Raw genomic sequence first — 26449 nt, 5'->3', positions numbered from 1 at the left:
ACATAAATGAGCAAAATTAACATCTACTGCTAAGCACAAACTATTAATCAATTTTGTGAAGCATCAAGTCGCGTCGATTGTGCATCAACAAAGTGTGGGATAGGAAGCTAAGTCTTGCCATCTCCAAGGACGCTCCGTCAATCCAGCTCGTTGGGCAGCCGTGTTCTTGAATCGAGAGTGGCACCAAATCCAGTTGAAATAGCTCAGCACCAATCTTAAAGTCATCGCACTCTGTTGCCAGACTTTGCCAAATTTATTCTGTCGTCGATGCCAACGCCCGGTCTGCTGACGCACGATGCCATTGGTCCGCTCTAAGCGTTGGGTCAGGGCTTTACTCACTTCATGGACGACCTCATCGGGTAATTGTCGTGCGTACCCTTCCCAACCATCCGTTTGCCAATGATGACAGGCGGTTTTGCCCTCAGTATTTTCAATCAATTCTTGAGCTAGCTCGTCGGTATGTTTGCCAATACGGCCACTGAGCACGAGACCACTCTCTTTCGCAAGACTCAATGCTATCCAGCAGTCGCCTACCCTCAACTCCTTCGGCTCACAGTGCTTTTGCTTTTTTTGACAAAGGACCACAACTCATCTGCATTAATGACGTCGGTCGCAACGGCCTGAACTTCCCCATTGTGAATCATTTGGGATTTATGACTCGCTGAACGAACCACACTCACACAAGTGTTATACGCTACACCCGTGATGCGAGAGAGTCCTCGTAGACTACTCCCTTCAACATGAGCTTGAAGGATGGTCTGGATCGTTTCAGGAGAGATCTGACGGCGATAACACAGGGTGTCAAAGGTCTCACTAAAGGTCTGTTGACAGTGGGGGCAACGGTAACGTTGACTGCCTTTGCTGGTCTTGCCATGTTTGTGGGTTTTAGGATGACCACATAGAGGACATTGCATGAGGAAATAAAACAACTCGACTCCCTATCGGTTTAACAAACCCACACTTCTTTGATGCACGACCCTAATTCTAGAAACTTCTTGTGGATCCTCTTCTAAAAATTCAACAATAGTGCCAAATTGATCCATCACCTTTGTCTCAAAGTAGTAAGCACCGGATTCATAGCACTCAGCAATTACAGTCATCATCCTAGTTAAGCTAGGATATCTCGCTTCAAAGATTAAATCTCCGCTATTCCAGCTTAAAAAGAATACAGGAGAGGAGATACACATATTTTTGTCACCAAGAACTAGAAAGTATCCCAAATCACTGCTCAAGATAGGAAACCATGGCCGATGGTAGGCTTCGTCTTGTAAAAAAGTGCAGTTGTTTTTGAATTCCCTTACATGCTCATATCCCTTGAGTGTCTCTGCCAATGGTAAAAACCAAAAGCCGGGGATAAAATCAAGTGAAATATCGTGGAATTCTGGAATCTGAATACCATTTCGCCAATGATAGAGTTGATAAACTTCTTGAGGTAATTGGAACGGCAGATTAGCTATATATCCTTGAATATCTTGAACACTAAGACCTGCTTGTATAAGCTCTATCAAATCTTCTCTATCTTGTTGCCAAATATCAATGATTTTGTCCAGTGAAGTGAGTAATGATTCCATGAGGATAGACGTCTCAATATTATATTGAATGGCAGTTTGAATTTAACGAATGGCCTTACTGGAATGAGTCAAGACCTAATAAAAATGTAGTCTGTTCGTCGAGCATTCATTTGTAGGTCTAGTATTCCGTCAAAGATTTATTGATGGGTAAAGTCTGTGTAATTTGACCCTGGCATCTTGCGTCGTGAACCGCCAGTCAATCCATGTTCCCTTTTGGTTTCGGTGCTCATTCCAAGCCCTCACATGCTTTTGTAAGGTTGGAAAATCAGCAATGCGTTGATCTAAACATTGACGAGACAGGATACTTAATTCAATCTCAGCCATATTGAGCCAGCTTCCATGCTTGGGGGTGTAGAAAAATTCGAACCGAGATAAAAGTCTCCTGGCTTCTTCAGGTTCAAAAGCTTTGTAGAGTGAGGAGGGGGAGTGAATATTGAGATTGTCTTGAACCAGCGTGAGGGTGTGGGCCTCAGGGTAAAACACATCCACTAATTCTTTGAGTAGATGAGCATAGTCAATGGCAGTTCGTCGTTGAGTTACTTTCACATATCGCGTGCCTACTATTGGCTCACACAACATAAAGAGATTGGCTGTGCCCTTACGTTCATACTCATAGTCAACACGTTCGGGTTGACCACGTTGAGCCGCGATGGGTAGAGTGATTTCCTCAACCAATTGCTTGGTGGCTTCATCCAGACAAATCAAAGGATTCCTCAAGTCATAAGGACGCTCATAAACCGTTAAGAGCTCCTCCATTCGCCAGACAAATTCTGCATTCTGCTGTGGGGGGATGACCCAACAGGTCTTTCGCCAAGGCTGCAACTCGTTTTTTTTAGAGTTTGTCGGACACTCTCATGACTGAGGTGGTCGATGTAGCCTAATTCCACCATCTGGTCTGCGAGTAAGCGTAATGTCCAGCGAGCATGACCAACGGGGGGTTCACTGCAGCGTAAGGCAATCAGATGAGCTTCTTGTTCTCCTTGTATTTTTCGCTTTCGACCTGCCCCAGAACGTTGATTGATAGCAGCTTCAAGGCCTTCTTCCACAAATCGCATACGCACCCGCTCAATTGTGCGTATGCTGACACCTATCGCTTCATGAATTTCTCGATCACAGCAACCACCATGAGTTTGGTTAGTATCCGCTTTCAGAAGAATGCGGGCATGATTGATTTGCCGAGCACCTCGTTTTCCCGTGAACGTGAAATTCTTGAGATACTGTTGCTCTGGCTCACTCAGAGTGACGATGTACCGTTTACCCATGACGTTCTCCTAGAATGCGTCCATTTCATTCTAGAAAATATACCTGTCAGTCTTTTCTTGACTGAACACTAGGTTAAATGCAAGCCCATTCAATAATCAAAAATCACTTCTAAACATCATCGACCTCTATTGAAGATTGACTTATATGACACTGCTGGTTTGATTTCATAGCGAACCCTCAGTTTTACATATACCGTTCTATTGTTGCCTTTTAGATAACTGGCTGGCTCGTCATCAAAACCAGCAGAACCTGCCGCACCCATCATTGCGCCAGAATCACCCCACCAATCTGGGTCGCCATAGCTACCGGAACTACGGGTATTCCTTTTCCACTCTTCAATTTCTAGGACTTCTCCCAGAACACAAGAAGCCAATTGAGCTAGATGTCCAGCTTTTTCCCTCGCATTTTTCAGGGCGGCTTCTAATGCCTCAAAATCAACACTCTCATGAGCTTCATAAACAGGCTGTCTCTCGGATATCTCGACTGTAATTCGCTTGCTCTCTATGTAGCGATTAATCTGCTCAGTTGCTTTATAGACAAGTTCTCGCCTGGAAGAAATGATAGTAATCTTCGTCCGAGTTTCTTGCCCAGCCTTTTTTCGCTTCCACCACGGAACAACAGACTCTCGACCGCCAAAATAAATTTCTTCTTGAGTTAAGCCACTTCCAAGCAGCTCATTAACGAGAGTATTTGCAAGTTGCCTATTTTCTTCGCCTGCACTTTCCTCTTTAGCTGCTCTAACTGAAAGCTCTACATCAAGAACGACTTTTTCAGGGAATTCTTGGTAGGAACCTTCTCCAACAACCTCAATGTACTTTTTCGGCATAGCTATTACTGGGGTGATTCTCCATGATGGGTAACGGTGATAGAGGTATGAAATGAACCTCTACACGGCTGTGCTTAAGAGTTTCGACAATGGAACCGAAGAACCTTCCGCGATTTTCTATAAGGTCGGTCAAGCTTAAACCAAATCACTTATTGAGTGACCTGTATAGCCAAAGCATCTACACGCCAGACTGTTATTTAATATTAGTTAACTATTATCAAACGGAAAATTACTCCCCAATGAAAAGCCGCCTCCCTTCGATGCTCTGCAGTTTGGTAGCTGTGTTTTCGATCATGGGCTGTTCGGTAACTCCAGATTCTCAAAAAGGAGGTCGCCCCGTTTCGTTGGTAGCCAGCCCTGAACCCGAGGTAGCCTCACAAGATTTAAACGGCAAATCGTTGGAACAATGGATTGCGAAGGTGCAGGAACCTCAGAATGAGCAGGACTTACATCTTGCATTTAGTGCATTGAATTTGGCCAATCTTGGAGAACAACGAAGTATCGTCCTAGAATTTTATGTACAATCTCTTAAAAGTGATTCCTTACTGACTCAGGAGAAGGCTGCATTCAGCTTACGTGCGGCAGGTAAACCATCGCACCCAGATGCGGCGGACGCTCTTGTAGATGCACTCATACACGAGGTTACGAAAGATGAAAAACGAGCGACAGATCGTGCTTCCTCAGTCGGTGACCGCATCGCTGTCTCGCTCGTCCAGAATATTACAGATGCCTTAAAGATTATTGGTGGGCCACAACACTTACCAGCGTTGAAATCACTGCGGGATCATAAGAATTCGGACTTTCAGGGTTCCTTGAGTCAGAAGCTAATCGTCCAAGCAATCGTGACTCTCGAAAATCGCGACAACTCAACCGACACATCGCCCGATGAGGGTAGTTAAATCTGGTGCTTTTCTGCCCAATTTTTAAGTTCTTCCAGAAAACTCAACGCAGTCTGACCAAACTCGGTGATTTCGTAAGTAACGGCAATTGGGCGATCACTCACCACCTTTCGCTTAACCAAACCTGCTTCCTCCATTTCTCGGAGTCGTTGCACCACCATTTTTTTACTGGCTCCTCCCAACTGCCGGGCTAAGTCGTTAAAGCGCACCGGACCATTTTTTAGGTGCCAGAGAATCGACCCCTTCCATTTCCCACCCAAAACTCTCATCCCTCGTTCAATTGGGCAAGGTTCTAGACAGGGCTCTGAGACATGTTTACGGCCTTGAGCATCGGTAGTGATTCCTAAAGAAGTGCCCATGGGAGAGATGGTTACTAAAAGTAAACTGGTTGACTCTAGTTAATTACCTGATTATGTTAAGTCACGTCAGTAGTAAATGTCATGAATCCCATTATTTATTGGGCTGTTTGCTGCTGTGCATGCTGTTTGAGTTATCGCCAGCCAGGTACCTTCTATGCCTACACCCGAGATCCATCTCTACACAGCCTCCACCATGAATGGCTGGAAACCAATTATTTTTCTAGAAGAAGCCAAGGTCGAGTATGAACTGACCTATATCGACTTTGGCAAAAAGGAGCAGAAGTCTGAGTGGTATATGCGGCTCAACCCCAATGGTCGTATTCCTACTATTGTCGATCGTAGTAATGATGATTTTGTGGTCTTTGAGTCAGGAGCGATTCTTTGGTACTTGGCTGAAAAGTACCAGACGTTTCTTCCTATCGGCGAAAAGGCCCGCTCGGAAGCACTGCAATGGCTGATGTTCCAGATGTCCGGTGTTGGACCAATGATGGGCCAGGCGATGTATTTTCAGCGCATCGCAGCTCCTAAGGGTAACGAGGATCCTTATGCTATCGATCGCTATGTGACCGAGTCTCGACGCTTGTTAGAGGTGCTAGATAAGCAACTTGCAGGCAAAGCTTATTTGCTAGGTGATAACTTCACCATTGTGGATATTGCGACGTATCCCTGGGCACGGTCTTATCCCTGGGCCAAGGTTTCAATAGAGGGGTTGGACAACTTGAGAAACTGGTTTGATCGCATTGATGCTCGCCCCGCGACCCAAAAGGCTGTCACTATTCCCAAACCATTTCCTGCATTCTTCGGTAAAGGAGATGAAGCCACGTCTGAGGCGGAAAATGCCTCTCGTTTTTAAGATCTGGAGCTGCCATCTTGTTCTTAACCCAAAAAACATTCTTAAAAGAGAATTCTGCCGTGAAGAACGTTTTTATCATCAATGCCCATGAAGCCTATCCTTTCTCCGAGGGAAAGCTCAATGCCACGTTGGTCGAGAAGGCCACAACCAACCAGGAAAACCTGGAAGTACAGTTCCGGATTCTAGACGTAATTTACGATTGAAGGAGGCAGGATTTTCGGAAAATGCGCAATCTCAGAATCTTTCGCCCGTTGGGGATGGCCTTCACGCAATCGCGGAGCCGTAACTTGCCGCAATGACAGCAGGACTCCAAGAAATGGCTGCGGGGACTATGTAGCCTGTGCTCAGATAAAGTCTTCCCAACGGTCTATGGCTTCTTCCTCCATAGCAGCAATAAAATCAGCCACGTTCGATCCATAAATCCCCCAGCTGTTGACCCCGCCAATTTCCACAAGCTTAGGTTCGCCAGCATGTATCCCAATGTCAATAGTCAGCATGTTCATACCAGTTATAGCAGTCGCCATACTATTCAGGACGCCAGATGCAGGACATGTTCCATTGCTTCTCTGAGAGACCCAAAATGGTCTAATTGGTGACGGATGCGACTTTTAATCCATGACCAAGACCGCTCAATCTTATTCAAGTCAGGGGAATAAGGCGGTAAATACCAAACCTCACATCCTGCTTTTTCCACTAATTCCTGTATTCGTCCCCCCTTGTGGAAAGTGGCATTATCAATCACCAGCTTCTGCCCAGGTTTGAGCATAGGTATCAAGCAACGCTCCAGCCAAATTTCAAATACGGTGCGATTGCAAGCTCCTTCGATCGTGAACGGCGCCATTAATTGCTTGGCTCTCAACGCCGCAATCATATTGACTCGGCCGCTTCTACGCCCAGTCTTCAAAGCATAAACCCGCTCACCTTTGGGGCCATAAGCATAGTCATACTCGTCTCGATGATCCATGCCCGACTCATCCGCATAGACGATATCGTCTGGATCTACGGTACTTAGACGTTTGATGAACTCTGCCCGTTTGTGCTCATCTCGTTCTCGGTACCCATATGTTTTTTTTTCGAGTAAATCCGATTTTCTGGAGGGCTCTTGAGATGGTTCGATCACTAATCTCTCCATCCCATAGTTGAGCCATCTGAGCTTGGGTTTTATGACGATGCTTGTGGGCAAACGCTCGAAACTTGTCCCAGTCAGTGATTTTATGGCTATGGCCAGGATGATGGACTGGCTTGGGATGCAAATCACCCGTTTCCGCCTTGAGGTGTTGCCATTGGTTAATGGTGTTACGACTGATATCGAACAGCTCACTAGCCTCAGAAGGGCGCATCCCATCTAGCTCAATCGCATCTATCACTTTGCAACGTAGGTCGTAACTATAAATTTTGGGCATCACACAGGAGAAGGAATAAAATACTTCTCTAGTTTAAGTCCTTCTCAATATGGCGACTGCTATACTTCCAAAGCTTGTGCAACACTCTCTGCAACGGATCTTATTTCCTGGGGCACTTCAGAGTATGGCTCGTCTGGATACGAGCTGCCGCAGAAGAATATGCCGTTTCGGCAAAAGCAACGGTATTCAGTCTCAAATGAAACCACTTCAGAGACTACAGCTAGCTCATTTTGATGATGTGAGTAGGTCTTTACCCAATGTGGAAGCTCTTGGGTTTTTAAAACCTCCGCTGGGAAAAGCTTGTAATTGGTATCGGAACGGACAAAAATATCATCTCCGAACATCCTTTGAAGGGGTAGATTAGGTAGCGCCCCAAATGGTGCAAATAGGAAAGCACGCCCTAAAAAAGGATAGATGTAAGAATAGTATTTAGAGCATCTTAGACCCAAATAATCGTCAAAAATAGCTGTACTGAGAGGTTGATGCCTGAGCAAGCGGGTCATAGCAAACATCGTCCCGTAGCCCACAATCCAATCTTCAGTATCTGGCCATCTACCTAACATTACATCGTCCCGATCGATGATGATGGGTTCTATCTTCTTATGTTGTCTTAAATATTCTGCAACTATCTCCGATGCTGGGAACTCTGGGTGCAAGTCTATTAGCCAGCGCAAAGTCTTCATGACGCAAAATTCCAAGAAAAGCCAAGTTGATTTCTATACAAAGGTGACTTTTGATCTTCGAGGAGCCAAAATTTGCTTAATCCATATGAGGCTGTCACATCCACACGGCATAGCCTAACTACGGGATTTTAGAGAGGCGAAGCCTAACTATGGTTATACGACAGACTGACGTATAACTCGCCTATGCAGAATATTCGATGTCAAGCGTCGTAGAACAACCTCCTCAAGGGAATTAGATGCCAAGTGATGCTTTTAATTCTGGAATGTACACCTTGAGACAATATACTGTTCAACTCAATCTTGATTTTAAATTTAGGTCTCTTGCCCTATCAACCGTTGAGGACCTCAATACCGTCAAGTCAATTAATGATTTAGTCACCCATATGGGTGTTAAACCCCAGTGGCTCGGCTATGAGTAGATGAAAATTACAGCGTAAACCCGGCTTCTTTTCAGATTACTCTCAGCAAAGTTCTGTAGGTTTAGGTAATCATGCTTATACTGTTAGGTGCGAAAAAAGAGTTTGCTTCCACCTAATTGAGATGATTTAAGTCCACTGGTGAGCCATTGCTCCCTAAATCTCCCCCCGACGTAAACGAATGGTTTCTATCGCCCGCAAAAATTTATTCCAGGACTTGCCTCGCTTTATTGTTGCCCAAGCCGGCATCATGTTCTCCGTTGGGTTAGTCACCATTCAAATTGGCATCCTCAACGGATTTACCCGTTCGTCCACCGTCCTAATCGAAAATGCGGATGCAGATATCTGGGTGACTTCCGAAGAACTACGCCATTTGGCCTTAACCCTACCTTTGGAATACAAACAGCTGGCTGAAGCGAAAGAGGTAGAAGGAGTCGATCGGGCAGAACCCCTAATTGCCCAATCCACGGTGTGGCGGGATAAGTCCAATCAGATTGCCCCCATTCGGATTATTGGCTTTGACCCTGAAGATACCTTGTTTCGACCACGTACGCTTCTGGAAGGAACCCTGAAGGATATCCAGCAGCCCTATAAAATCTTTGTGGATCAAGCCGATCTCAAACTCCTGGATGTCTCGGCAGTAGGTGATCGGGCTGAAATTGGCTCCTATGAAGGAGAGATTAAAGGGATTACGGCCGGCACTCGCTCGATTGTGGCGAGTCCTTATATTTTTACGTCTTTACCCAACGCTACGGCCTATCTGAATTCTCCCATCGCTACACCGAATGAGACTCCACCCGACCCGCCTGATTTAACGGATCAAAACCGGATTACCTATATTCTGGTCAAAGCGAAATCCGGTGAAAACCTATCCGCTCTGAAAGACCGCCTAGAAGAGGCATTACCCGGTACCAAAGCCTTTACGCAAGCTGAACTCACAGAATTAACCCAAACCTATTGGCAGCAGAGTACTGGGGTTGGCTATATCTTGGGTTTAGGTGCAGTGGTGGGCATTGTGGTCGGAACCGTTGTGGTGGGCCAAATTCTCTATTCTTCCGTCACGGACCATCTTCGAGAGTTTGGCACCATGAAGGCCATGGGATCGTCTGATTGGTATATCTATCGCGTCATCTTAGAGCAGGCGCTGTGGATGGCGGTGTTGGGATATTTGCCGGGTATGGGACTTTGCTTAGGCTTAGGTGCTTGGACGATTCAGGCTCAAGCGATTCAGATCTTGATTAGTCCAGCAACGGCAGCCGGAGTCTTCGTCGTCACCGTCGCCATGTGTAGTGGAGCAGCGATCTTTGCCATTCAAAAAGTAACTCGACTCGATCCAGCCCTCGTCTTCAAGTCGTAAACTCATTTGGAAACAAAACTGACTCAACTGGGAAACCTGTCAAGAGAGATACACCTGATGCAACTTGCTTTTCGCCAACGACCTCAACCGATGACATTGATGACCTCCACTCCTGATACTGCTGGTGATCTGGCTACGCCTGCCATTCAGGCCAAAGGTATTGAAATGGCATTCCAAGTGGGCGATCAGCAGTTCAAGGTTTTGAAAGGCATTGATCTAGAAATTAAAACTGGGGATGTCGAATTACTGATGGGGCCATCAGGGTCTGGGAAAACGACGCTTCTATCCATCTTAGGGGGAATCTTGACCCCCACCAGTGGACAGGTTTCCTTACTCGGCCAAAGCATCACGGGACTTCCTCGCCACAAACTGTCCAAGTTTCGCTTGCAGAATATTGGCTTTATTTTTCAGGGCTTTAACCTCTTTCCTGCCCTAACGGCAGCGGAGAATATTGAAGCGACCCTGAATTTAAAGGGGATTCGGGGTCGAGCGGCAAAGAAGCAATCGATCAAGCTGCTGCGGCAAGTAGGACTGGCGGATAAGACCCGAAGTCTGCCGCGGGATTTGTCTGGGGGGCAAAAGCAACGGGTTGCGATCGCAAGAGCGTTAGCCGGAAACCCCAAGTTAATCCTGGCGGACGAACCCACAGCTGCCCTGGACTCTCAGCGAGGCCATACGATCATGGAACTGCTGCGTAAATTAGCCAAGGAAGAAGGCTGCACGGTTCTGATGGTTACCCATGACCCCCGAATTATGGATATCGCCGACCGGGTCGTCTATGTAGAAGATGGACTAATCACACCTAAGCCAGCCAATCCCTCTTTTGTGCACGAGTCTTAAGTTTAGATTTAGTCCTTGTTTGGTGATCCTATTGAGAAAAGGATAACGTTTGCGATAACTGGGTTGTAGAAATTGATGCTCCACTTCAAAGCTGTTCGGTTCCAAGACTTTGATTCATTGCATCGTTATCTACGATTTTGGGAGGCGTATAGGTGCCAGTCGAACAAACGAGAATCGCCCCTATTGTAGGCGTCACCATAGTAGTTAAGTGCTGATTCGTCGTCATTCATGAGTGGTTGACTGCGAATACCTATCAATTCATTGCGGATAGCGACCATAATATCCGACGTCTGTTCAGGTGTTTTTGCTAAGTCGAAATATTATGGAAGTGAGGACAGGTGTACAAAAAAGCCCCCTGCAAAGCAGAGGGCAACTAAAGGAATTATCACTGCAACGAATTAGACAGCTAGAGGCTTTTCAGTCTCTTGCACATGCTGTTCAGTCTGCCCCTCTAACTCTGGATGAACCTTAGCCAGCATTTCTCTAAGACCATTGCCCTCGATGACTTCCTTCTCCAGCAACTGCTCCGAAATCGTCTCCAGCAGTTCCTTATTCTCCTTAAGAATACTCAGAGCTTCCTGGTGAGCCGTTTCGACAATACCCTTGACTTCCTTATCAATTTCCTTGGCTGTCTCATCACTCACAGCCCGGCGAGCATTCATCCCTCCACCCAGGAAGTTATTCTGCTGACCCTTGTCATAAGCTAGAGGTCCTAACACCTCACTCATGCCATAGGACGTCACCATCTGCTCCGCTAAGTCCGTGGCTCGCTGTAAGTCATTAGAAGCTCCAGTCGTAATGCTGCCAAAGATAACTTCTTCTGCAGCTCGTCCACCCAGGAGAGTAGCAATCTGACCCTTGAGTTCTGACTCATTCAACAAGAACCGATCTTCTGTGGGCACTTGCAGGGTGTAACCTAAAGCTGCCATACCTCTGGGAACAATGGAAATCTTCTCCACTTGGTCTGTCCCAGACATCTTGGCACCGACGAGAGCATGACCGACTTCGTGATAAGCGACAATCTTCTTCTCTTTCTCATTCAACACTCGGCTCTTCTTCTCTAGACCAGCCACCACTCGCTCAATGGCTTCTGCAAAGTCTTGAGTCTCAACTACCTTACTGCCTCGACGAGCAGCTAGAAGTGCGGCTTCATTGACGAGGTTTGCTAAGTCAGCACCTGCAAAACCAGGAGTTCTAGTTGCCATCGCTTTCAGGTCAACATTCTCACCCAATTTGACTTTCTTGGCATAGATTTCCAAGATAGCCAGACGACCGGTAAGGTCAGGACGGTCTACCAGGACTTGGCGGTCAAATCGACCAGGACGTAATAGAGCAGGGTCCAAAGTTTCAGGACGGTTGGTGGCAGCGAGGACGATGACGGTGGCATCTCCAGCCCCAAAGCCATCCATTTCTGTTAAGAGCTGGTTGAGGGTTTGCTCTCGTTCGTCGTTACCGCCGACGAAGCCATTTCCACCAGCTCTCGATTTACCAATGGCATCAAGTTCGTCAATAAAGATGATGCAGGGGGCTTTCTTTTTAGCTTGTTCAAACAGGTCACGGACCCGAGCTGCACCGGTACCAACAAACAGTTCGACAAATTCTGAACCAGAGATACTGAAGAAGGGCACACCAGCTTCACCCGCGACGGCTTTGGCCATTAAGGTTTTACCGGTTCCAGGAGGTCCAACTAAGAGAACACCTTTGGGAATCTTGGCACCAATCTCGGTAAAGCGTTGGGGAGACTTGAGGAATTCTACGATTTCTTCGAGTTCGGTTTTGGATTCTTCCACACCTGCAACATCATCAAAGGTGACTTTGTTGTCATCGCCTTCGACATAGACTTTGGCTTTGTTTTTGGTGACGGAGAGGGCACCTTGGGGACCCCCACCACCGATGCCACCGCGACTAAAGAATTGGAAGATGGCCACGAAGATCACTGGGGGAATGACCCAGCTCAAAAGAGTGGTGAACCAGCGGTTTCCAGCAGGAGGAGTGGCGGCGAATTCGACATCGTTGGCTTCAAGTAACTTAGGTAACTCTAAGTCAAAAATAGGGGTCGTTTCTTGCACCTGACCTGCATTTCCCTCCATACCTTTGAGTTGATAGCGGATGATATCTTGGCCAACGGAGACCCGAGCTACCTCTCCATCTTGGACTTGCTCAAGGAAGAAGCTATAGGGCACTTTGGAAACTCGTGGGCCGTTACCGAAGGTCAAAACTAGATTTAAAACTAATAGGCCCAAGGGCAGTAACAGTAAAATCGTTCTAAAGGGATTAGGACGTCGTGGTTTGTCATTAACAGGCATGAGAAGGTCCTTGTTTAAAAAGTGGTGTGTGGCTCAACGTTTGGTGAAAAACGCCCTTAATCTACCTAGGTCCAATCACCAAATTGTCGAGCAGTGAAGAAATACTGAGCTGTTTTGAAAGGGCATTACTTGATTGCAGAACAGCTAAATGTAAGTAAAGAAAAGCAAGGCTCAGATCTTGAGGTGGGGATAACATTCACCCACTACTGCGCTGACTCTTTAGGCTAGGAGTCCAAGGCGTTTGCCATTGTCACGAGCTAGTCGAATCCAACCTTGACGGCGACTCCGATCAATACCCATTTGGTTGCAGACATTAGTAATTGCTTTAGAGTGCATAGCGATGGCTTTACCTCTTAGCTTTACAAATTTGGGCTGACCAACAATGTTGCGGACTAGGATGACGAGAGGGGCAAACATGATGAACTCCTTTGTGTAACGTTATGTAAACTATATTAACTAGTTTGTAACGATGTGTCAAATAGATTTACATATTTAGTTTTTTGTGATATATAAATTTGACTTAGAAATATTTGATCTTTAAACCGTAAATCAATTGATTGAACGTTAAAAAAGAGCTATAAGCACTTGAAGATATAAAAAAATGATTTTATAGAGATTTAAGGTCTATTTAGTCAAAAAATTATAGATTAAGTATTCGTGTGATGAAGTCACGAAATTTTTGGGGCGATTATTTTTGTAAATGTATGTAAAACAAAAAAGCTGCTCTTCCATAGAAGAGCAGCTGGAAAGATAGAAGGATGTTTGAGGGGCTCTAGATTAGGACGCCATATACTCTTGCAGGATCCCCTTCTGGGACAGAAGCAGTTGGAATGCTTCTCGCTCAACCCGACGCACCCATTCTCGGCTCACATTAAGTCGCTCTCCCATGGCTGATCGCCAATCTGTATATCCAAAGAAATCGAATGGCGATCATAACTCCAGAAGGCTTCAACTTTCTCCGGGGAAAGGTCCATTGCCGCTGCTAACTCCGCAATAGTCGGGTCACGATGGAGCTTGAGGGAGAGCTGGCGTTTAACTTGCTTAACTTTTCATTAATATGGATTGGCAAACGAATGGTTCGCTCTTAATCGGCAATTGCGTGAGTTACGGTTTGTCGAATCCACTAATAGGCATAGGTAGAAAATCGATAGCCTTTGGTAGGGTCGAATTTCTCTACGCTTCGTCGCAGGCCAATCGTGCCTTCTTGAATCAGAACGAGAAATTCGAGCTTTGTTATCTTTCTTGGCGACGGAGACGACCAATCGTAAATTGGACTCAACCATTTTTCGGGTGGCAGTTTGACCTAGCTTCAGGTCTGTCTGAAGCTGAGAAACAGACATTTTGTAGGCTCTTGGTCGAGTTGTTCCGTCCGCTGTTGCTTGATTTCATCATGGGGAGGATTCAAGGATGGGAGAGATGGAGAAAAAAATAACCCCAGTTCACAACTGGGGTCAAATGATAGAGGTAATTCAGGATGATGAGTTAGGCGCAAGTCGTTACTAGTTAACAAAGAAGAAAAATGCAGTCAGTTGTCCAAGGATTCCTTTTCCGGTTAAGGCCTCGGTGACCAAGGCAACGAAAAAGCCCCACATGGCTAAGCGGCCACTGAAAGTCTCTGCAAAGCTGTTGAAACCCCAAGTCTGATTTTTGATGCTCATGGTGTTTGACTCCGTAATAGAAAATGACTTATATGAACTAACGTAAACTTTATGTAAAGTTTTGTCAACTAAAGCGCAAACTTTCTATGGTGGTGGCAGTGAATTGCTGCTCTTCCCTCTTCCAACTGGCAGCGGCAACATCTATAAAAAACCCAGCCTTTTTGGCTGGGTTTAAGAAGAGTTTATTAAGCTTGAACGGCTGAAATGTTGAGGCTGCTTGGACGGAAAAATCTCCGTCTCTTTAAGTTTTCCTTCGGCAGTCGGGAAGAGAGTTCTAAGCTTTGCAACTTCAGAACTTACATCAATCCCCAGAAGTGTAGGACACCCTTGCCGGTGACGAGTTCAATGATCAAGGCAATGTAAATGCCGACCATAGCTAGGCGACCACTCCAAGCTTCTGCAAAGGGATTGAAACCAAAAAAGTTGTTGGATGAATTCATAATCTTGGACTCCGTAAAATCATGTGTGATGTAACCTTATGTAAATAAATGTAACAATAACTTAATATATTGTCAACTGTGTGAATCACTTTTTTGCTCCATGCTTGCTAGGTCTTTTGATAGCAAGCACCAATACTTGGCTCACTAGCCCATGTGGGAAGGACTTTTCAGCCTTAGTGATAAAAATGGGTTTATCAATCAACCCATTTGAAGAGCAGCCAAAGTCGTGTAGCGAGACAAGACTCCCTAAAACTGCTGAAACAAGTTGGGCTCGCCAATAAATGTTGGAGTTCCCACCGCAATCTATCGGGTGGGCAGCAACAGCGAGTTGAGATCGCAAGAGCGTTAGCCAGAAATCCCAAGCTGATTCTGGCAGATGAACCCACGGCCGCTCTGGACTCTCAGCGGGACCTTACGATTATGGAACCGCTGCCTAAATTAGCAAAGGAAGAAGGCTGCACGGTTCTAATGGTGACTCATGACGATATCGCCGATCGGGTGGTCTATGTAGAAGATGGACTAATTACACCGAAACCTGCCAATCCTTCTTTTGTCCATGAACCTTAGTGATGGATCTGGTCTTCGTTGGGTGAGCCAATATACAAATAACGGTTGGGACTTCAGCCGTGGCAAGCGTCTTCAAGCTAATACCAGAGTGTTGAAGCCACCAGCGGTAAGCTCTGGTTAAACCTCTTATCGCATTTGCACACAATCACAGCATTTCAATTGTGACGATACCTCCCTCAACATTATCGACCTGCAATCGATATCCGCGAAGGATTGCCAATCCTAACAGGGGTTCCGTCTCTGATTCAGCAATATCGATTGAGCGATACTGACCATCCCAGATGACGGTTCCAGTGTAAAAGTCAAACAGAGTTTTGCTGCCATCACCCAATGTCGCTATGCTGGAGGTTCTCCAAGGTAATCCCAGACGAATGATAATTTCAGAGGGTAAAGAGAGGAATCCATCAAATCCGGTATCAATGACAGTGTTGACGAACTCTCGTCGCCCATTCAAGTTGCCAACTGCGAGGGAAAGCGTTAATTCATAGCGAAAATTGACAACTCCATGAATCATTAATCTTTTTTCAGACTCCTCGCTCCAAAATGATAGACCGCACTATGTCCAATCCGAAGGGTCCAAGGCTGAGCATCGGGTTGACGTTCAAAAAGCCGATCGGTTGCCCCCATGAGCGTTTCATCCACTTCAAACTCTCCAGTTTCAATATCGATCGCCACGATTTTGCCCTCATTTTCTGCTTCGACTTGCTGCCGAATGCCAGCCTCGTAGAGTTCTTGCCCACGTCTGGCTAACTCTTCTTTACTGTGGCGTCGTTGGCGAACGGCCATGAGTCTAACCTCACTTTGGGATTACCATTTCCATTTTATCTTGGAGAGTTTGGCATTAAAGGCGCAAGAGCGTTAGCCGGAAGCCCCAAGTTGATTCTGGCAGACGAACCCACGGCTGCCCTGGACTCTCAGCGGGGTCACACCATAATGGAACTGCTGCGAAAATTAGCCAAGGAAGAAGGCTGCACGGTCCTCATGGTCACCCATGACCCCCGGATTATGGATATCGCCGATCGGGTGGTCTATGAAGAAGATGGACTGATCACACCGAAACCTACCAACCCTTCTTTTGTCTATGAGCCTTAAGTGATGGCTTTTGTCTTCGTTGGGTGAAGCCAATATGAAAGACCCATTTTTTCGGCGTCAGTCGTCGAATGGGTATGGACGATTCTGTATGCTTTCAAAATGGTGACGACGACAGAATACACTGAGTGTTACTGTGCCGCGATCACAGTCGTCATGGCGACACGGTTTGGATTGATCTTCTGGTCCGAGCTGATCGGCGAATTGGCGATCAAGGTCACGAATTGATGCTTCTGGTGGCGGTGGGCCAGGGGCATTGAGTGTTTCGGGCCACGCGTCGAATCGGATGTAGTAACGGATTATGTCCAGTACTGCGTTGTCATCGTTTGAGCCGGAAAGACGATCAGCCCATTCGATACAGTCTGTGAGAGTGCTGATGTCGATTGTTGGGCGTAGGTTATCTTCCGCGAAACCTGCCGATTCTATCTCTTCGTCGAAGTTGGGGCAGCCGAGTTCAGCATCGGTTGTGAGTGAGAGATCGACTGACGCGCCAGCGATGTAGAGCCAACCTGTTTCGTTAGTCTGGCAATTCCGTATACGTCGAATAATGTCATGCAATGTGGCCATCAGTGGTGGTGTCTATGATGGGCTAACTATTATTGATACGGATGGCAGATGATAACTCTGGCTCTGGGGGAATTATTCCCAAAAACCTGATGAATCCAAAATAATTGCGTTATTTAATTCTACATTGGATAATCTTGGCTTCAGGGGTATTATCCAGCTGTTAGGCCCCACATCACTGTTATGATTAATGCGCCGCTTAGTGAAGTGGAGGATGATAAGCACGTTGCTAGATATAGACATTGCCTGGGGCGGCTACTATGCATCCATACCAGAAGATAGCGGTGAGATCTCAATGTTCCGTCTCCTTGATTTCAACCGTGATGCTTATCATGCAGCTTTGTTCACTGATAAATTCTCCACCATTCCAACCCTTAGTGAACTAGTTGAGTTGTCTCCGTTTATCGGCCATGCTCCTGTTGATGCCAGAGCACTTGTTAGTAATGATGACTTGCGTCTGATAGGTGGCAAGCCACTAACTCACGATGACCTCGAAGGATACATGTACTACCTTAATGAATATGGTCTTTCAAAAGAGGAGACTGATGAGCTTGTTGAGCAGATAATCAGTTTCAGCCACGAGCCACCCCTTAGTATCCGACTTGAGATTGTGGGTGAAGAGCTTATAATCTCTGAGCGAGAGTAATGAACTCCGAGCATCTTGCCCCTGCTATTTTGAAAGTGCGACCTTCGGGTATGCTTTTATCTAACCCTGCACTGGAATGGATGTGCAAGATAGCGCTCATAGCTATTTTTTTTTCAGCATCAGTGCGCTACTCAGCTTGCAAACGCTCACCATATTAAGAAAACCGAGGTTGAGAATCTTAGGGTTGCAAAGCCCTGCGCGAGATTGCTCTCCCCAACCTAAAATCTGAATACTTACAACTCGCCACTAAGTCTGGGGTTTAGAAGGGATAGAGAACTAACAGAATATCTGTTAAGCAAAAGTGGGTTAGGTATTCCTTACAGCAGCATACCAATGGCCATACCAGTCATCATCGCCCCGGGCCTCGTATCCTGCATCCAGGGTTAATCGATAGCCATCGGAGAAGTAAAATTCTGCTCCCCCTTCATCTGGAACAGTCCATCTCTCAAGAACACTTTCGTTAATTGGAGCAAACAGTGCACTCCATTCTTTAAAACGATCATCACCGGGGTAGCTGGAATCGGCGATAAGCCCATTCGGGCCGTAGAATTCCCAAGGTGGATCAATCCAAATATAGTGTGTTCCTTGGGGGCCAGCTTTATGTGTGCCAAAGTGCAATTTCAAAGAGTTCGCTGCCAAACTTCGCTCAAACCTTGAGCCTAGAAGCTCGTTGATAATGTAGCCGTATTCATCCGAATCTTTTGTCATCCATTTACCTAGCTATTAATCATATGGACAAAGCATGATAAAGCTGACTTCAGGGATATTCTCCAGTCGCTCACCGTATTTAGGAAACTAAGGTTGTGAATCTTAAGCTTGCCAAGCTCTGTGCGATAAAGTGCCTGCCTTGAAAGTTAAATCTGCAGAAATATTGTTTTCTTTGCCGATGCCTGTAAGGTAAAACATTAACCTTGTTTACCCCTACTAGACCACCCAAAGTGGCAAAGAGCCTGAGTTATGGCCAAATTAAATGTTTTTGTAACTGGTTCAACCGGATTTGTCGGAGCCAATCTAGTTCGTTTACTGTTGTCGGAAGGTCATCAAGTCCGAGCCCTAGTCAGGCCCCAGAGCGATCTGACGAACCTCGCTGGGTTAGACGTGGAGCAAGTGACTGGACAGCTCACAGATGATGACTTGAGTCAAAAATTACAAGGGTGTCAGGTACTCTTTCATGTCGCGGCTCATTACAGCCTCTGGCGGGCGGACCGCGAACAGCTTTGGCAGAGTAATGTAGAAGGCACACGCAATCTTTTGCAAGCAGCCCGAGACGCAGGGATTGAACGCACCGTTTACACCAGCTCAGTAGCAGCTATTGGCGTGAAAGCCGGGAATAGTGCTGATGAAACCTATCAGAGTCCAGTGGAGAAACTGATTGGTGACTATAAAAAATCGAAATATTGGGCGGAGCAGGAAGCCCACAAAGCCGTCCAAATGGGCCAGGATATTGTGATTGTCAATCCCAGCACTCCCATTGGCCCTTGGGATATTAAACCCACGCCCACAGGCGATATGATTTTGCGATTTCTGCGGCGGCAGATGCCCTTTTATTTGAATACGGGGTTGAACCTTATCCATGTGCAAGACGTGGTTCTTGGCCATTTGCTAGCCCTAGAAAAGGGAAAAACAGGAGAGCGCTATATTCTGGGCAATCAGAATATGACCCTAAAAGAAATGCTGGATGTGCTGGCTGAATTAACGGGGTTGTCCGCTCCCAAAGGCGAGATTCCTGCATGGATTCCCCTGACCACGGCCTGGATCGATGAAGTGGTTTTGGCGGCGATGGGCAAAACTCCCTCTGTGCCCTTAGCCGGGGTACAAATGGCCAAGCAAATGATGTTTTACAACCCTGCCAAAGCGATTCAAGAATTGGGACTGCCCCAAACCCCAGTCCGTCAGGCGCTGCAAGAGGCCGTCGATTGGTTTGTCAGCCATGACTACGTTCCCCAGACTTAATACAGACTGCAATTTTTTGAGTCTGAATCCTGCAAAATGCATAGGGCAGCGTTAAATTAACGATAGAGTAATGTGTTCCTCCTGAGACTCGCAAACTCTAGCCCCAGAGAAGAAAAATGGTTTGTTGCCTAAATCCTGACTGCAAAAAGCCAATTAATCCTGATTCCCACAAGTTTTGTCAGCAATGTGGCACGCCCATCGTTCATTTGTTGCGGGACCGCTTTAAGGTGATCAAGCCCCTCGGTCGAGGCGGCTTTGGTAATACCTATCTCGCGGAAGATCTGGATCGGCTGAATGAGCCTTGTGTGGTCAAGAAGCTGACCTACCAAGCAACGGAAGCTTGGGAACAGAAAAAAGCGATTGAGATGTTTGCCAGCGAAGCCCGACAGCTCAAGCAGTTAGGGCATCATCCGCAGATTCCCAAACTGACGGCCTATTTTCAGGAAGGTCAGAATTTATATCTCGTTCAGCAGTATGTGGATGGTCACAATCTGATCGAACTGCTAGAGCGGGACGGAGCCTTTAGTGAGCAACAAATTCGCCAGGTTCTACTGGATGTATTGCCTGTCTTGCAAAGTCTGCATGATGAAGGGGTGATTCATCGTGACTTAAAGCCCGACAACATCATGCAACGGCGAGATGGCAAGCATGTGCTGATTGATTTTGGCGTGGCAAAACTGCTGAAGCAAACGGCAATGGCCCATGCCGGGGCTGGCACTATTGTCGGTTCTCCAGGCTATGCCTCTCCAGAGCAGATTCAGCGGGGACGAGCGACGCCTGTGGGTGATCTGTACGGTTTAGGATCGAGCTGTTTCCACTTGCTTAGCCATGTCTCTCCCTATCACCTGTCTTTAGAGTTCAATTACCTCTGGAGCGAAGACTGGCAGCAATATATTGCTCAATCCCTTAGTCCTGAACTCCAAAAAATCCTCGATAAGCTGTTGCAAATTGAACCAGCTCAACGCTATCAGTCGGCCAATGAAGTGCTGCAAGATTTGAGGGTTACACCGGAGTTGGCACCGCCAAAAATTACCTTACCCACTCGCTCTACGTTGCCTGGGAAAATTCCCCAACTGTCTGGGAAAATGTGGGCTGCGATCGCATCTCTCGGTTTAATAGGTGTATTCGGGATTGGATACGTCGCGATACAGGCCAACAATACCGTATCCGTATCGCCCATGAGCCGATCAGAAGCTCTGCTCCGAAGTGGGTATGAGAAGTATCGAGCGGGGGATTATCAGGGTGCGATCGCAGATTATGACGAGTCCATTGACCTAGATGACCAGAATGCCGATGCCTTTAACGAGCGAGGGCTAGCTCAATACGGTCTTCAGAACTATCAGGCTGCCTTGGCTGACTATGACCAGGCTCTAAAACTAGACGACCAACATTCTAATGCTTTCGGTAATCGGGGACTCACGAAACATGCCCTGCAGGACTATAAAGGCGCTGTCGAAGACTACAATCAGGCGATTCGCCTCAATTCTCAATATGCCTACGTCTATCATAATCGGGGAGTCTCCAAGTACAACCTCAAAGATTTGCAGGGAGCGCTTTCCGACTACGATCAAGCCCTACGCATTGATCCAAAGCGCGAAGATACCTTACGGAATCGAGGCCGCATTCACTATGACTTAGGTCAGTATCGCACTGCTCTAACAGACTTTGATGAGGCAATTCGCCTGGATGGAAAGAATGCCAAGGCCTATAATGGCCGCGCCCATGCCAAAGGCAAACTGGGAGATTGGAAAGGCGAGTTAGCGGATTTTGATCAAGCTCTGGAGCTAGATGACCAGCTTGTGGATGCCTATAACAGCCGTGGCCTAGCTAAATATAATCGCAAAAACTATCGAGAGGCGATTCAGGACTACAATACAGCGATTCGTTTAGAGCCGGACTATGCAGTTGCGTATTTCAATCGCGGATTTGTCAAAGAGGTCCAGAACGATGTTGAAGGAGCAAAAGCAGACTTCCAAAAAGCTGCGGATCTCTATCAAAACCAGGGCAATCAGCGCCGGAAAGATGCTTTGCGAGAGTTGAGACGGCTCCAAACCTCTGAAGCTAAACAAGTTGGGAATTAATACATCACGCGCAAATTTTCCTTGATCCAATTTGCTTCTCAATCGAGAATAATATCTGAATTCAGCGAGCGTAAATCTACATAGGAATTTCTCAGCTAGCATTTCAATGCCTGAATTAAACTCCGAACAAAATATTCAAAAGAGCATGAATTAATGTTCTCTCTCAAGCACAAAAAAGAAGGGGATTGGAATATCTTTGGAGTCCATAAGTCCCAAAACCGTATCATCATCTACTTTTCTAAAGGTATCGTGAATGGGTAATGAGTCATAAATCATCGTTGCACTGATTTTTTGCCGATATTCCATCATGCGTAATCTTGCCTGACTCGCCTCTGTTTTGAGTAAAGAAGTCAGAAATCTAACGGTCGAATTCAAAGCCTTATGTTTAAGTATTGGCAAACGAATGCCAGACTTCATTACCAGTGAGTATGGCTTCACCTTGAAGATATTATCTTGACTGTCTTGAAATAAGAGTGGATGGACTTGGTCCTCATTAACAAACTCTTTCCCATACCAATTGGATGCTTCTAAAAAGCCATTAAGAGGATGATTAGTATGGAGTTCAGCGCCTTTCCATCTTGATATCATGAACTGAGATTTGACAGGCTCTAGTTCATCAAAAAAGGACAGTATTTCTTCTGGCTGGTTCTTAGAAGCATTTAAAAAGACACCCAACTTTTCCTTAGCAGTCATAGGTTCCTAGCTCCTTGCTGTTGCTGACTTTAGTTTTGTCTATATCTTTATGCCTATCCATCTTTATTAATTTTAGAGAGTGCACGAGATTATAGATATAGGAACTAACGAAATTGACTATTTTGGGTTGTGGGGTAACGTTCTGTGACCCCATGTCAAGTGCAGTAGTTGTGACAGATAGGAGGTGTATATATGGTGATTCCAACAACCCTTTGCACCCAAAGACTCACCCTTGAACCTCTGACATTAGCTGATACGCAAGCCATTTACACTATTGCTAAAGAGAGACAAAGCATCGAAGACTTTCAATACGTTGCCAGAAGTGTTGATGATGTTAAGGCATGGCTAGAGCCTAGCTACCATGAACCGACCCAGCTCGTCTGGGTCATCCGAAAACAAGGGCAAACCATCGGTCTGTTTGAAGTATGCTTTGAAGCCGAGTACTCTGATTTAGAGGACAAGGTTTGTCGAATAGGATATTTTCTCGACTTTAGGCACCATAATCAGGGATATGCGACGGAAGTATTATTGGCGGTACGAGACTGGTTATTTCGTGACACAGATGTTGAGCGGATTGAGGCAGGGGTAACACTGCGTAATATACCGTCCTATCGTGTTTTGGAAAAAGCAGGATTTATTCGTGAGAAAATTGTTGAGGGCAATTGGGAATGGTACGGTAAATTTTATGATAGTGCCTACTATTTTTTAACAAAAATATCTATCTTGTGAGCCTAAAATTATTTCTAGAGCTAGACTAGTTAATGTGTCATTATGGCAAAATGTGAAGAAGAAAAAAATGACTTCATTACTTTCAGGTAAACGAGGTGTAGGGTCATTTGAATATAACGGAAGTACTATTTTTGTCAAGGAACATGTTGAGGCTGTTTCTCATTCTTTAAGCAATAAACGGCATGCAAACTGTTGGCAGAAAAATGTAATTTGCCAAGAAATTGAATTAACTGAACAATGTTTTTTTGTATTTCGTTTTAAGGGACATTCTTGGACGAATGTTATAGCTAGAGATCCCAGTGGATTGGATTTTGTGACTACCAAAGAGACAAATCAAATTAATGAGGAAATACTTAAGCAGGAAATGGAGAAAGTTTATAGTCTGTGTTTAAATGAAGAAGATGCTTATTTACTCTCAATGGACCTCAAAACACGTACTATCTTTTATGGTGTCAGCGATACGATCTTAGCTTTGGGTTACCGCATCTATGAGAATGGAGAGTTGCTAGAAAAATTTGAAACAGATGAAGGATATGAAATTCTTGAATGGGAGTCAAACATTCATGATGACAGAATTGATATAAAGGCAGAAGAGTGGGTAGATCAGTTATTTCGTCAACAAGATATATTTGAACCTAGCATTAACTTTAGACGTTGGGTTGGTTATGCAATGCATAAGCCGGGAGATAAAATCACTCTTAGCGACCCAAAGGGTTATTTAGAGAGAGTCGATTTTGTTGCATTATAAATAGCTAATTAGTCAATATATTTATTTGTAGTTATTTCTGAATGATAGGACTTGAATCAACTTCTTCCTATCATTTGGTTTAACTGGACAATTGTATTTAACACCATCAAGTGTAGTTTCTCCATCTTTTGATTCGATAGATATATCGGCTCCAGCTTGGATAATATAGTCAATAACCGTCATATTCCCTGTAGAGATAGCCCACATTAATGGCGTTCTGCCTTGGCTATCAATCTGATTGATATCTGCTCCATTCGTAATCAGGGTTTTTACAACTTCTGTATGCTTGCCAATTACAGCACAGGTTAAAACACTTCTACCTCTGAATTCTTGAGCATTGATATCAAGTTGGGATTCTGAATGGAGCAAATCAATCACTTGATCGAGATTGCCCTTTTCTGCAGCCATCAATAACTCAATATTCTTAAGATGGTATTTTGAGGCTCCATTATTCATAAGAATTTGAATGATGTCCTCTCTACCTTTATAAGTTGCAAGCATTAAGAGGCTATTGCCATAATCATCGCGTTGGTCGATATTTGCCCCTGCCTTCAACAGTAACTCAATTATTTCTTTGCAATATTTGTGAGGGAGGTCCACAATCGGTGTAAAGACATTCATCCCATTACATTGGATATTGAGATCTACACCAGCTTTAATCAAAAGTTGGATGATGTCTGGATCATTCGAGCCAACAGCAAGGATGATTGTTCTAGCTACAAAATTAGGATCTGCACCAGCATTAAGGAGGATTTCCGTAGAGGAGTACTTCCTCTTTTCAAGAGCATACATTAAGGGCGTGTAGCCCCGCTCATCAATGATATTGACATTGACTTTTTGAAAGATGAGCTGCTCAAGGTTTTTAAGATCTGTTCTTCTGACGCTTTCAAAGAGTTCTTGCTCTTGCTTTGATAAGGTGTTTCTTTTCTGTTTAAAGTCATGTCCTTCAGGCAGTAATTCTTCCGCTTGCTTCAACAATGAAGGGTGAGTGAGCGGTAGCAGAAATGCATAAATATCTTCCAATCCACTATGCGCTGCAATGCCTAGCGCACATCTCCCGCCTCGAACAGCATTAACGTCAGCTCCAGACTCCACTAAAAATCGGATAATTTCTAGATTCCCATCTTCAATTGCATCCAGAAGGGGGGGAGCAATATCGTAGTACTTCTCAAAAGGAAGGTTGACTGCTGCTCCTGCTGCCACCAAGAATTTAACAGTCATGAGGCTTCCATGAAGCGCTGCGTGGCCAAGAATCGAGCTTTCATCCAATAAGGTATTGACTTCTGCTTTATTCTCAACAATAAATTGCCTGACTATACCTACATCATCAGCCTCAATGGCCTCTAGAAAAGTTTCCATTAAAGTAATGTCATTAGAAATAGTCTGCATTTGGGCAAGTAACTAAGATGAGTTCCATCCTTAAGTGTTGACTAAATTAAATGGATAGAAAACTCATACATGCCTTGGGAAATCAATTTGTTTGGTCTAGTTTGGAGCTTGAGGCGGGCTACTATTTGCTTTTGGCTCAACATGATGATTACAGTTCAAAAGCTGGAATAGGCACCTGAAATTTCTGCTGATATTTTTTGATGGCTGGGGGCATCCAGTCTGCCCACTCTTGGCTTAACTCTGGATAAGCTAATCGGTTTTCATAGAGCTGTTGCAACTCCCTGGCCCAGTCCCCGTAGCCTGATTGTCCGATGATGCCATCTGTGGTTTGGATGTAGTTGATGAGGACTTCAGATTTAAACAGGAAGTCTTCTCCTGGAGTAGGATTGCATTGACTTAAACATTGAAGAAAGAATTCATAATCGCAGAAAACTCTGTACTGGGGATTCCAGCCCAGTGAATTGAGTCGACGATGGACAAAGCCGTTGCTGTCAAAGAGGGCTTGCTGACAGACCAGATCATCAAGGGTTGTGTCAGCACTGGGAGATATAAAGGGTTTGCCCTGTTTGATCATTTTCCCTTCCTTGATCACATCTCTGCGACGCCATTGCTGAGGCAAGATAAATCGACTATGGGGATACTGCTCAATCCAATTAAGGATGGTTGCTACAAAAGCCGGACGAAAGCTATTGTCATCGTCGAGATAGCAGACATAGTTGCTAGAAGCAGCTTCAATCCCTAGGTTGCGAGCGATACAGAGACCAAACTCTTCTACGGGATGATCGATTTCTAGGTATTGATGAGGAAAGGGTAATGAGGTGGATTGAATCAGGTGTCGGGTGGCTTTATCTCTGCCATCGTTGATAACAATCCATTCAAAGTCCAGCCTAGATTGCTGGAGCAGACTGGCTAAAACGTTATACCGGAGGATCTTTGCTCGGTTATGGGTGGCGGTAATGATGGATAGTGTGAATGGTTTGTCTCCTTTGGTTCCTGGAGAAGCTGTTGTCTTCTGATGCTACCGCAATGATGGATGTATCGTCGGAGATATATCTCCGTATTCTGTGTTTGACTGCTCCCTGGACTGAGCTCTTTCAACAAGCCCGATGAGAGAGC

At 45.5% G+C, this 26449-nt stretch carries 29 protein-coding genes and 4 pseudogenes; 13 read left to right on the top strand and 20 right to left on the bottom strand.

Annotated elements, in window-relative coordinates; all coding sequences use genetic code 11:
• Window positions 1-84 precede the first annotated feature (84 nt).
• From AM1_RS39710 to AM1_RS07190, 4 genes are all read right to left on the bottom strand, one after another.
• A protein-coding gene (locus tag AM1_RS39710) for an IS1-like element ISAcma3 family transposase (protein ID WP_076611323.1) occupies window positions 85-929 on the bottom strand; the annotation gives its coding sequence in 2 pieces (ribosomal slippage) (window positions 85-570 and window positions 573-929; 843 coding nt in all).
• 9 nt (window positions 930-938) lie between these two features.
• The gene (locus tag AM1_RS07205) at window positions 939-1571 is read right to left on the bottom strand and encodes an SMI1/KNR4 family protein (protein ID WP_012162160.1); all 633 of its coding nucleotides are present in this window, start codon (window positions 1569-1571) and stop codon (window positions 939-941) included.
• 129 nt (window positions 1572-1700) lie between these two features.
• A protein-coding gene (locus AM1_RS39705) for an IS630-like element ISAcma29 family transposase (protein ID WP_148215688.1) occupies window positions 1701-2833 on the bottom strand; the annotation gives its coding sequence in 2 pieces (ribosomal slippage) (window positions 1701-2407 and window positions 2407-2833; 1134 coding nt in all).
• 116 nt (window positions 2834-2949) lie between these two features.
• Window positions 2950-3660, bottom strand: coding sequence for an SIMPL domain-containing protein (locus AM1_RS07190; RefSeq protein ID WP_012162159.1), 711 nt, complete (start codon window positions 3658-3660; stop codon window positions 2950-2952).
• Between the two features lie 89 nt (window positions 3661-3749).
• Here AM1_RS07190 and AM1_RS07185 point away from each other — a divergent pair, with 89 nt between their 5' ends.
• On the top strand, window positions 3750-4559 hold the full coding sequence (locus tag AM1_RS07185) for a hypothetical protein (RefSeq protein ID WP_012162158.1): 810 nt from the start codon (window positions 3750-3752) through the stop codon (window positions 4557-4559).
• Here the strand turns inward: AM1_RS07185 and AM1_RS07180 are convergent.
• Window positions 4556-4918, bottom strand: coding sequence for a winged helix-turn-helix transcriptional regulator (locus tag AM1_RS07180; protein ID WP_041659330.1), 363 nt, complete (start codon window positions 4916-4918; stop codon window positions 4556-4558). The genes AM1_RS07185 and AM1_RS07180 overlap by 4 nt on opposite strands.
• Window positions 4919-5072: 154 nt before the next feature.
• Here AM1_RS07180 and AM1_RS07175 point away from each other — a divergent pair, with 154 nt between their 5' ends.
• A complete protein-coding gene (locus AM1_RS07175; protein WP_012162156.1) occupies window positions 5073-5771 on the top strand; it encodes a glutathione S-transferase family protein in 699 nt (232 codons plus the stop codon).
• A gap of 59 nt (window positions 5772-5830) precedes the next feature.
• Window positions 5831-5932, top strand: a pseudogene (locus AM1_RS42835) (NAD(P)H-dependent oxidoreductase); the annotation flags it as partial.
• Between the two features lie 183 nt (window positions 5933-6115).
• Here AM1_RS42835 and AM1_RS07165 read toward each other — a convergent pair.
• The 3 genes from AM1_RS07165 to AM1_RS07150 all read right to left on the bottom strand — a co-directional run bounded on the left by AM1_RS07165 (window position 6116) and on the right by AM1_RS07150 (window position 7857).
• The gene (locus tag AM1_RS07165; protein WP_238549186.1) at window positions 6116-6268 is read right to left on the bottom strand and encodes an ATP-grasp domain-containing protein; all 153 of its coding nucleotides are present in this window, start codon (window positions 6266-6268) and stop codon (window positions 6116-6118) included.
• 32 nt (window positions 6269-6300) lie between these two features.
• Window positions 6301-7174 (bottom strand): IS630 family transposase gene (locus tag AM1_RS07160; RefSeq protein WP_148215692.1). Its coding sequence is split into 2 segments (ribosomal slippage): window positions 6301-6843 and window positions 6845-7174, totalling 873 coding nucleotides; the frame shifts between segments, so codons are not numbered across the junction.
• A gap of 59 nt (window positions 7175-7233) precedes the next feature.
• Window positions 7234-7857 (bottom strand): ATP-grasp domain-containing protein, encoded by a 624-nt coding sequence (locus tag AM1_RS07150; protein ID WP_012162152.1) that lies wholly within the window; start codon window positions 7855-7857, stop codon window positions 7234-7236.
• A gap of 597 nt (window positions 7858-8454) precedes the next feature.
• Here AM1_RS07150 and AM1_RS07140 point away from each other — a divergent pair.
• Both AM1_RS07140 and AM1_RS07135 read left to right on the top strand, forming a co-directional pair.
• Window positions 8455-9630: an FtsX-like permease family protein gene (locus tag AM1_RS07140; protein WP_012162150.1), complete on the top strand. Its 1176-nt coding sequence runs from the start codon at window positions 8455-8457 to the stop codon at window positions 9628-9630.
• A 90-nt stretch (window positions 9631-9720) separates the two neighbouring features.
• On the top strand, window positions 9721-10470 hold the full coding sequence (locus AM1_RS07135; RefSeq protein WP_049783822.1) for an ABC transporter ATP-binding protein: 750 nt from the start codon (window positions 9721-9723) through the stop codon (window positions 10468-10470).
• A 398-nt stretch (window positions 10471-10868) separates the two neighbouring features.
• Here the strand turns inward: AM1_RS07135 and ftsH4 are convergent, their stop codons facing one another.
• The 5 genes and pseudogenes from ftsH4 to AM1_RS07110 form a co-directional block, all read right to left on the bottom strand.
• Complete coding sequence (ftsH4, locus tag AM1_RS07130; RefSeq protein ID WP_012162147.1) at window positions 10869-12776, bottom strand: ATP-dependent zinc metalloprotease FtsH; 1908 nt, start codon at window positions 12774-12776, stop codon at window positions 10869-10871.
• A 219-nt stretch (window positions 12777-12995) separates the two neighbouring features.
• Window positions 12996-13193, bottom strand: coding sequence for a cyclic electron transport protein PGR5 (pgr5, locus tag AM1_RS07125; protein ID WP_012162145.1), 198 nt, complete (start codon window positions 13191-13193; stop codon window positions 12996-12998).
• 360 nt (window positions 13194-13553) lie between these two features.
• Window positions 13554-14163: pseudogene (locus AM1_RS44225) on the bottom strand (sigma-70 family RNA polymerase sigma factor); the annotation flags it as partial.
• 112 nt (window positions 14164-14275) lie between these two features.
• Complete coding sequence (locus AM1_RS07115; protein ID WP_012162142.1) at window positions 14276-14434, bottom strand: high light inducible protein; 159 nt, start codon at window positions 14432-14434, stop codon at window positions 14276-14278.
• Window positions 14435-14730: 296 nt separating this feature from the next.
• On the bottom strand, window positions 14731-14874 hold the full coding sequence (locus AM1_RS07110) for a hypothetical protein (RefSeq protein WP_012162141.1): 144 nt from the start codon (window positions 14872-14874) through the stop codon (window positions 14731-14733).
• 207 nt (window positions 14875-15081) lie between these two features.
• On the opposite strand from AM1_RS07110, the gene AM1_RS07105 reads away from it, so the two are divergent.
• Window positions 15082-15441: an ATP-binding cassette domain-containing protein gene (locus tag AM1_RS07105; RefSeq protein ID WP_012162140.1), complete on the top strand. Its 360-nt coding sequence runs from the start codon at window positions 15082-15084 to the stop codon at window positions 15439-15441.
• A gap of 145 nt (window positions 15442-15586) precedes the next feature.
• Here AM1_RS07105 and AM1_RS07100 read toward each other — a convergent pair whose 3' ends face one another.
• Together AM1_RS07100 and AM1_RS07095 are read right to left on the bottom strand one after the other, a co-directional pair.
• On the bottom strand, window positions 15587-15955 hold the full coding sequence (locus AM1_RS07100) for a hypothetical protein (RefSeq protein ID WP_012162139.1): 369 nt from the start codon (window positions 15953-15955) through the stop codon (window positions 15587-15589).
• On the bottom strand, window positions 15955-16227 hold the full coding sequence (locus tag AM1_RS07095; RefSeq protein WP_012162138.1) for a hypothetical protein: 273 nt from the start codon (window positions 16225-16227) through the stop codon (window positions 15955-15957). Before AM1_RS07095 ends, AM1_RS07100 begins: the two co-directional genes overlap by 1 nt.
• 63 nt (window positions 16228-16290) lie before the next feature.
• On the opposite strand from AM1_RS07095, the pseudogene AM1_RS07090 reads away from it, so the two are divergent.
• Window positions 16291-16533: pseudogene (locus AM1_RS07090) on the top strand (ABC transporter ATP-binding protein); the annotation flags it as partial.
• A gap of 125 nt (window positions 16534-16658) precedes the next feature.
• Complete coding sequence (locus AM1_RS43905) at window positions 16659-16790, top strand: hypothetical protein (protein WP_269150222.1); 132 nt, start codon at window positions 16659-16661, stop codon at window positions 16788-16790.
• 22 nt (window positions 16791-16812) lie between these two features.
• Here the strand turns inward: AM1_RS43905 and AM1_RS44660 are convergent.
• A pseudogene (locus AM1_RS44660) lies at window positions 16813-17097 on the bottom strand (hypothetical protein); the annotation flags it as partial.
• A 187-nt stretch (window positions 17098-17284) separates the two neighbouring features.
• Between AM1_RS44660 and AM1_RS07080 the strand changes: the two are divergent.
• Window positions 17285-17740, top strand: coding sequence for a hypothetical protein (locus tag AM1_RS07080; protein WP_148215691.1), 456 nt, complete (start codon window positions 17285-17287; stop codon window positions 17738-17740).
• A gap of 306 nt (window positions 17741-18046) precedes the next feature.
• Here AM1_RS07080 and AM1_RS07075 read toward each other — a convergent pair whose 3' ends face one another.
• Complete coding sequence (locus AM1_RS07075; RefSeq protein WP_041659317.1) at window positions 18047-18448, bottom strand: hypothetical protein; 402 nt, start codon at window positions 18446-18448, stop codon at window positions 18047-18049.
• 249 nt (window positions 18449-18697) lie between these two features.
• Here AM1_RS07075 and hpnA point away from each other — a divergent pair, with 249 nt between their 5' ends.
• Window positions 18698-19693 (top strand): hopanoid-associated sugar epimerase, encoded by a 996-nt coding sequence (gene hpnA, locus AM1_RS07070; protein ID WP_012162133.1) that lies wholly within the window; start codon window positions 18698-18700, stop codon window positions 19691-19693.
• A gap of 116 nt (window positions 19694-19809) precedes the next feature.
• Window positions 19810-21774: a serine/threonine-protein kinase gene (locus tag AM1_RS07065; RefSeq protein WP_012162132.1), complete on the top strand. Its 1965-nt coding sequence runs from the start codon at window positions 19810-19812 to the stop codon at window positions 21772-21774.
• Window positions 21775-21924: 150 nt separating this feature from the next.
• Here AM1_RS07065 and AM1_RS07060 read toward each other — a convergent pair whose 3' ends face one another.
• Window positions 21925-22467 (bottom strand): DUF4334 domain-containing protein, encoded by a 543-nt coding sequence (locus tag AM1_RS07060; protein WP_012162131.1) that lies wholly within the window; start codon window positions 22465-22467, stop codon window positions 21925-21927.
• Between the two features lie 192 nt (window positions 22468-22659).
• On the opposite strand from AM1_RS07060, the gene AM1_RS37510 reads away from it, so the two are divergent.
• Together AM1_RS37510 and AM1_RS07050 are read left to right on the top strand one after the other, a co-directional pair.
• A complete protein-coding gene (locus AM1_RS37510) occupies window positions 22660-23196 on the top strand; it encodes a GNAT family N-acetyltransferase (RefSeq protein ID WP_012162130.1) in 537 nt (178 codons plus the stop codon).
• 34 nt (window positions 23197-23230) lie between these two features.
• Window positions 23231-23944, top strand: coding sequence for a hypothetical protein (locus tag AM1_RS07050; protein ID WP_187152926.1), 714 nt, complete (start codon window positions 23231-23233; stop codon window positions 23942-23944).
• A gap of 21 nt (window positions 23945-23965) precedes the next feature.
• On the opposite strand, the gene AM1_RS07045 is transcribed toward AM1_RS07050, so the two are convergent.
• Both AM1_RS07045 and AM1_RS44400 read right to left on the bottom strand, forming a co-directional pair.
• On the bottom strand, window positions 23966-25333 hold the full coding sequence (locus AM1_RS07045; protein ID WP_041659314.1) for an ankyrin repeat domain-containing protein: 1368 nt from the start codon (window positions 25331-25333) through the stop codon (window positions 23966-23968).
• Between the two features lie 148 nt (window positions 25334-25481).
• Window positions 25482-26291, bottom strand: a complete 810-nt coding sequence (locus tag AM1_RS44400) for a glycosyltransferase family 2 protein (RefSeq protein WP_083776702.1) — start codon at window positions 26289-26291, stop codon at window positions 25482-25484.
• Window positions 26292-26449 lie beyond the last annotated feature (158 nt).

This window comes from Acaryochloris marina MBIC11017, from assembly GCF_000018105.1.
GTDB classification, from domain to species: domain Bacteria; phylum Cyanobacteriota; class Cyanobacteriia; order Thermosynechococcales; family Thermosynechococcaceae; genus Acaryochloris; species Acaryochloris marina.
Note: the sequence above shows the minus strand (reverse complement) of the source record. Positions and strands in the feature narration are given on the sequence as shown.

Bases quoted from the DNA above. Each gene is read 5' to 3' on its own strand.
- ftsH4 (WP_012162147.1), bottom strand. From the start codon at position 12,776: ATGCCTGTTAATGACAAACCACGACGTCCTAATCCCTTTAGAACGATT.
- AM1_RS07180 (WP_041659330.1), bottom strand. From the start codon at position 4,918: ATGGGCACTTCTTTAGGAATCACTACCGATGCTCAAGGCCGTAAACAT.
- AM1_RS07060 (WP_012162131.1), bottom strand. From the start codon at position 22,467: ATGACTGCTAAGGAAAAGTTGGGTGTCTTTTTAAATGCTTCTAAGAAC.
- AM1_RS07185 (WP_012162158.1), top strand. From the start codon at position 3,750: ATGGAACCGAAGAACCTTCCGCGATTTTCTATAAGGTCGGTCAAGCTT.
- AM1_RS07135 (WP_049783822.1), top strand. From the start codon at position 9,721: ATGACATTGATGACCTCCACTCCTGATACTGCTGGTGATCTGGCTACG.
- AM1_RS07115 (WP_012162142.1), bottom strand. From the start codon at position 14,434: ATGAGCATCAAAAATCAGACTTGGGGTTTCAACAGCTTTGCAGAGACT.
- AM1_RS07065 (WP_012162132.1), top strand. From the start codon at position 19,810: ATGGTTTGTTGCCTAAATCCTGACTGCAAAAAGCCAATTAATCCTGAT.
- pgr5 (WP_012162145.1), bottom strand. From the start codon at position 13,193: ATGTTTGCCCCTCTCGTCATCCTAGTCCGCAACATTGTTGGTCAGCCC.
- AM1_RS07110 (WP_012162141.1), bottom strand. From the start codon at position 14,874: ATGAATTCATCCAACAACTTTTTTGGTTTCAATCCCTTTGCAGAAGCT.
- AM1_RS07150 (WP_012162152.1), bottom strand. From the start codon at position 7,857: ATGAAGACTTTGCGCTGGCTAATAGACTTGCACCCAGAGTTCCCAGCA.
- hpnA (WP_012162133.1), top strand. From the start codon at position 18,698: ATGGCCAAATTAAATGTTTTTGTAACTGGTTCAACCGGATTTGTCGGA.
- AM1_RS37510 (WP_012162130.1), top strand. From the start codon at position 22,660: ATGGTGATTCCAACAACCCTTTGCACCCAAAGACTCACCCTTGAACCT.
- AM1_RS07175 (WP_012162156.1), top strand. From the start codon at position 5,073: ATGCCTACACCCGAGATCCATCTCTACACAGCCTCCACCATGAATGGC.
- AM1_RS07165 (WP_238549186.1), bottom strand. From the start codon at position 6,268: ATGCTGACTATTGACATTGGGATACATGCTGGCGAACCTAAGCTTGTG.
- AM1_RS07095 (WP_012162138.1), bottom strand. From the start codon at position 16,227: ATGGCCGTTCGCCAACGACGCCACAGTAAAGAAGAGTTAGCCAGACGT.
- AM1_RS07080 (WP_148215691.1), top strand. From the start codon at position 17,285: ATGCGCCGCTTAGTGAAGTGGAGGATGATAAGCACGTTGCTAGATATA.
- AM1_RS07100 (WP_012162139.1), bottom strand. From the start codon at position 15,955: ATGATTCATGGAGTTGTCAATTTTCGCTATGAATTAACGCTTTCCCTC.
- AM1_RS07190 (WP_012162159.1), bottom strand. From the start codon at position 3,660: ATGCCGAAAAAGTACATTGAGGTTGTTGGAGAAGGTTCCTACCAAGAA.
- AM1_RS07045 (WP_041659314.1), bottom strand. From the start codon at position 25,333: ATGCAGACTATTTCTAATGACATTACTTTAATGGAAACTTTTCTAGAG.
- AM1_RS07140 (WP_012162150.1), top strand. From the start codon at position 8,455: ATGGTTTCTATCGCCCGCAAAAATTTATTCCAGGACTTGCCTCGCTTT.
- AM1_RS07205 (WP_012162160.1), bottom strand. From the start codon at position 1,571: ATGGAATCATTACTCACTTCACTGGACAAAATCATTGATATTTGGCAA.
- AM1_RS07075 (WP_041659317.1), bottom strand. From the start codon at position 18,448: ATGACAAAAGATTCGGATGAATACGGCTACATTATCAACGAGCTTCTA.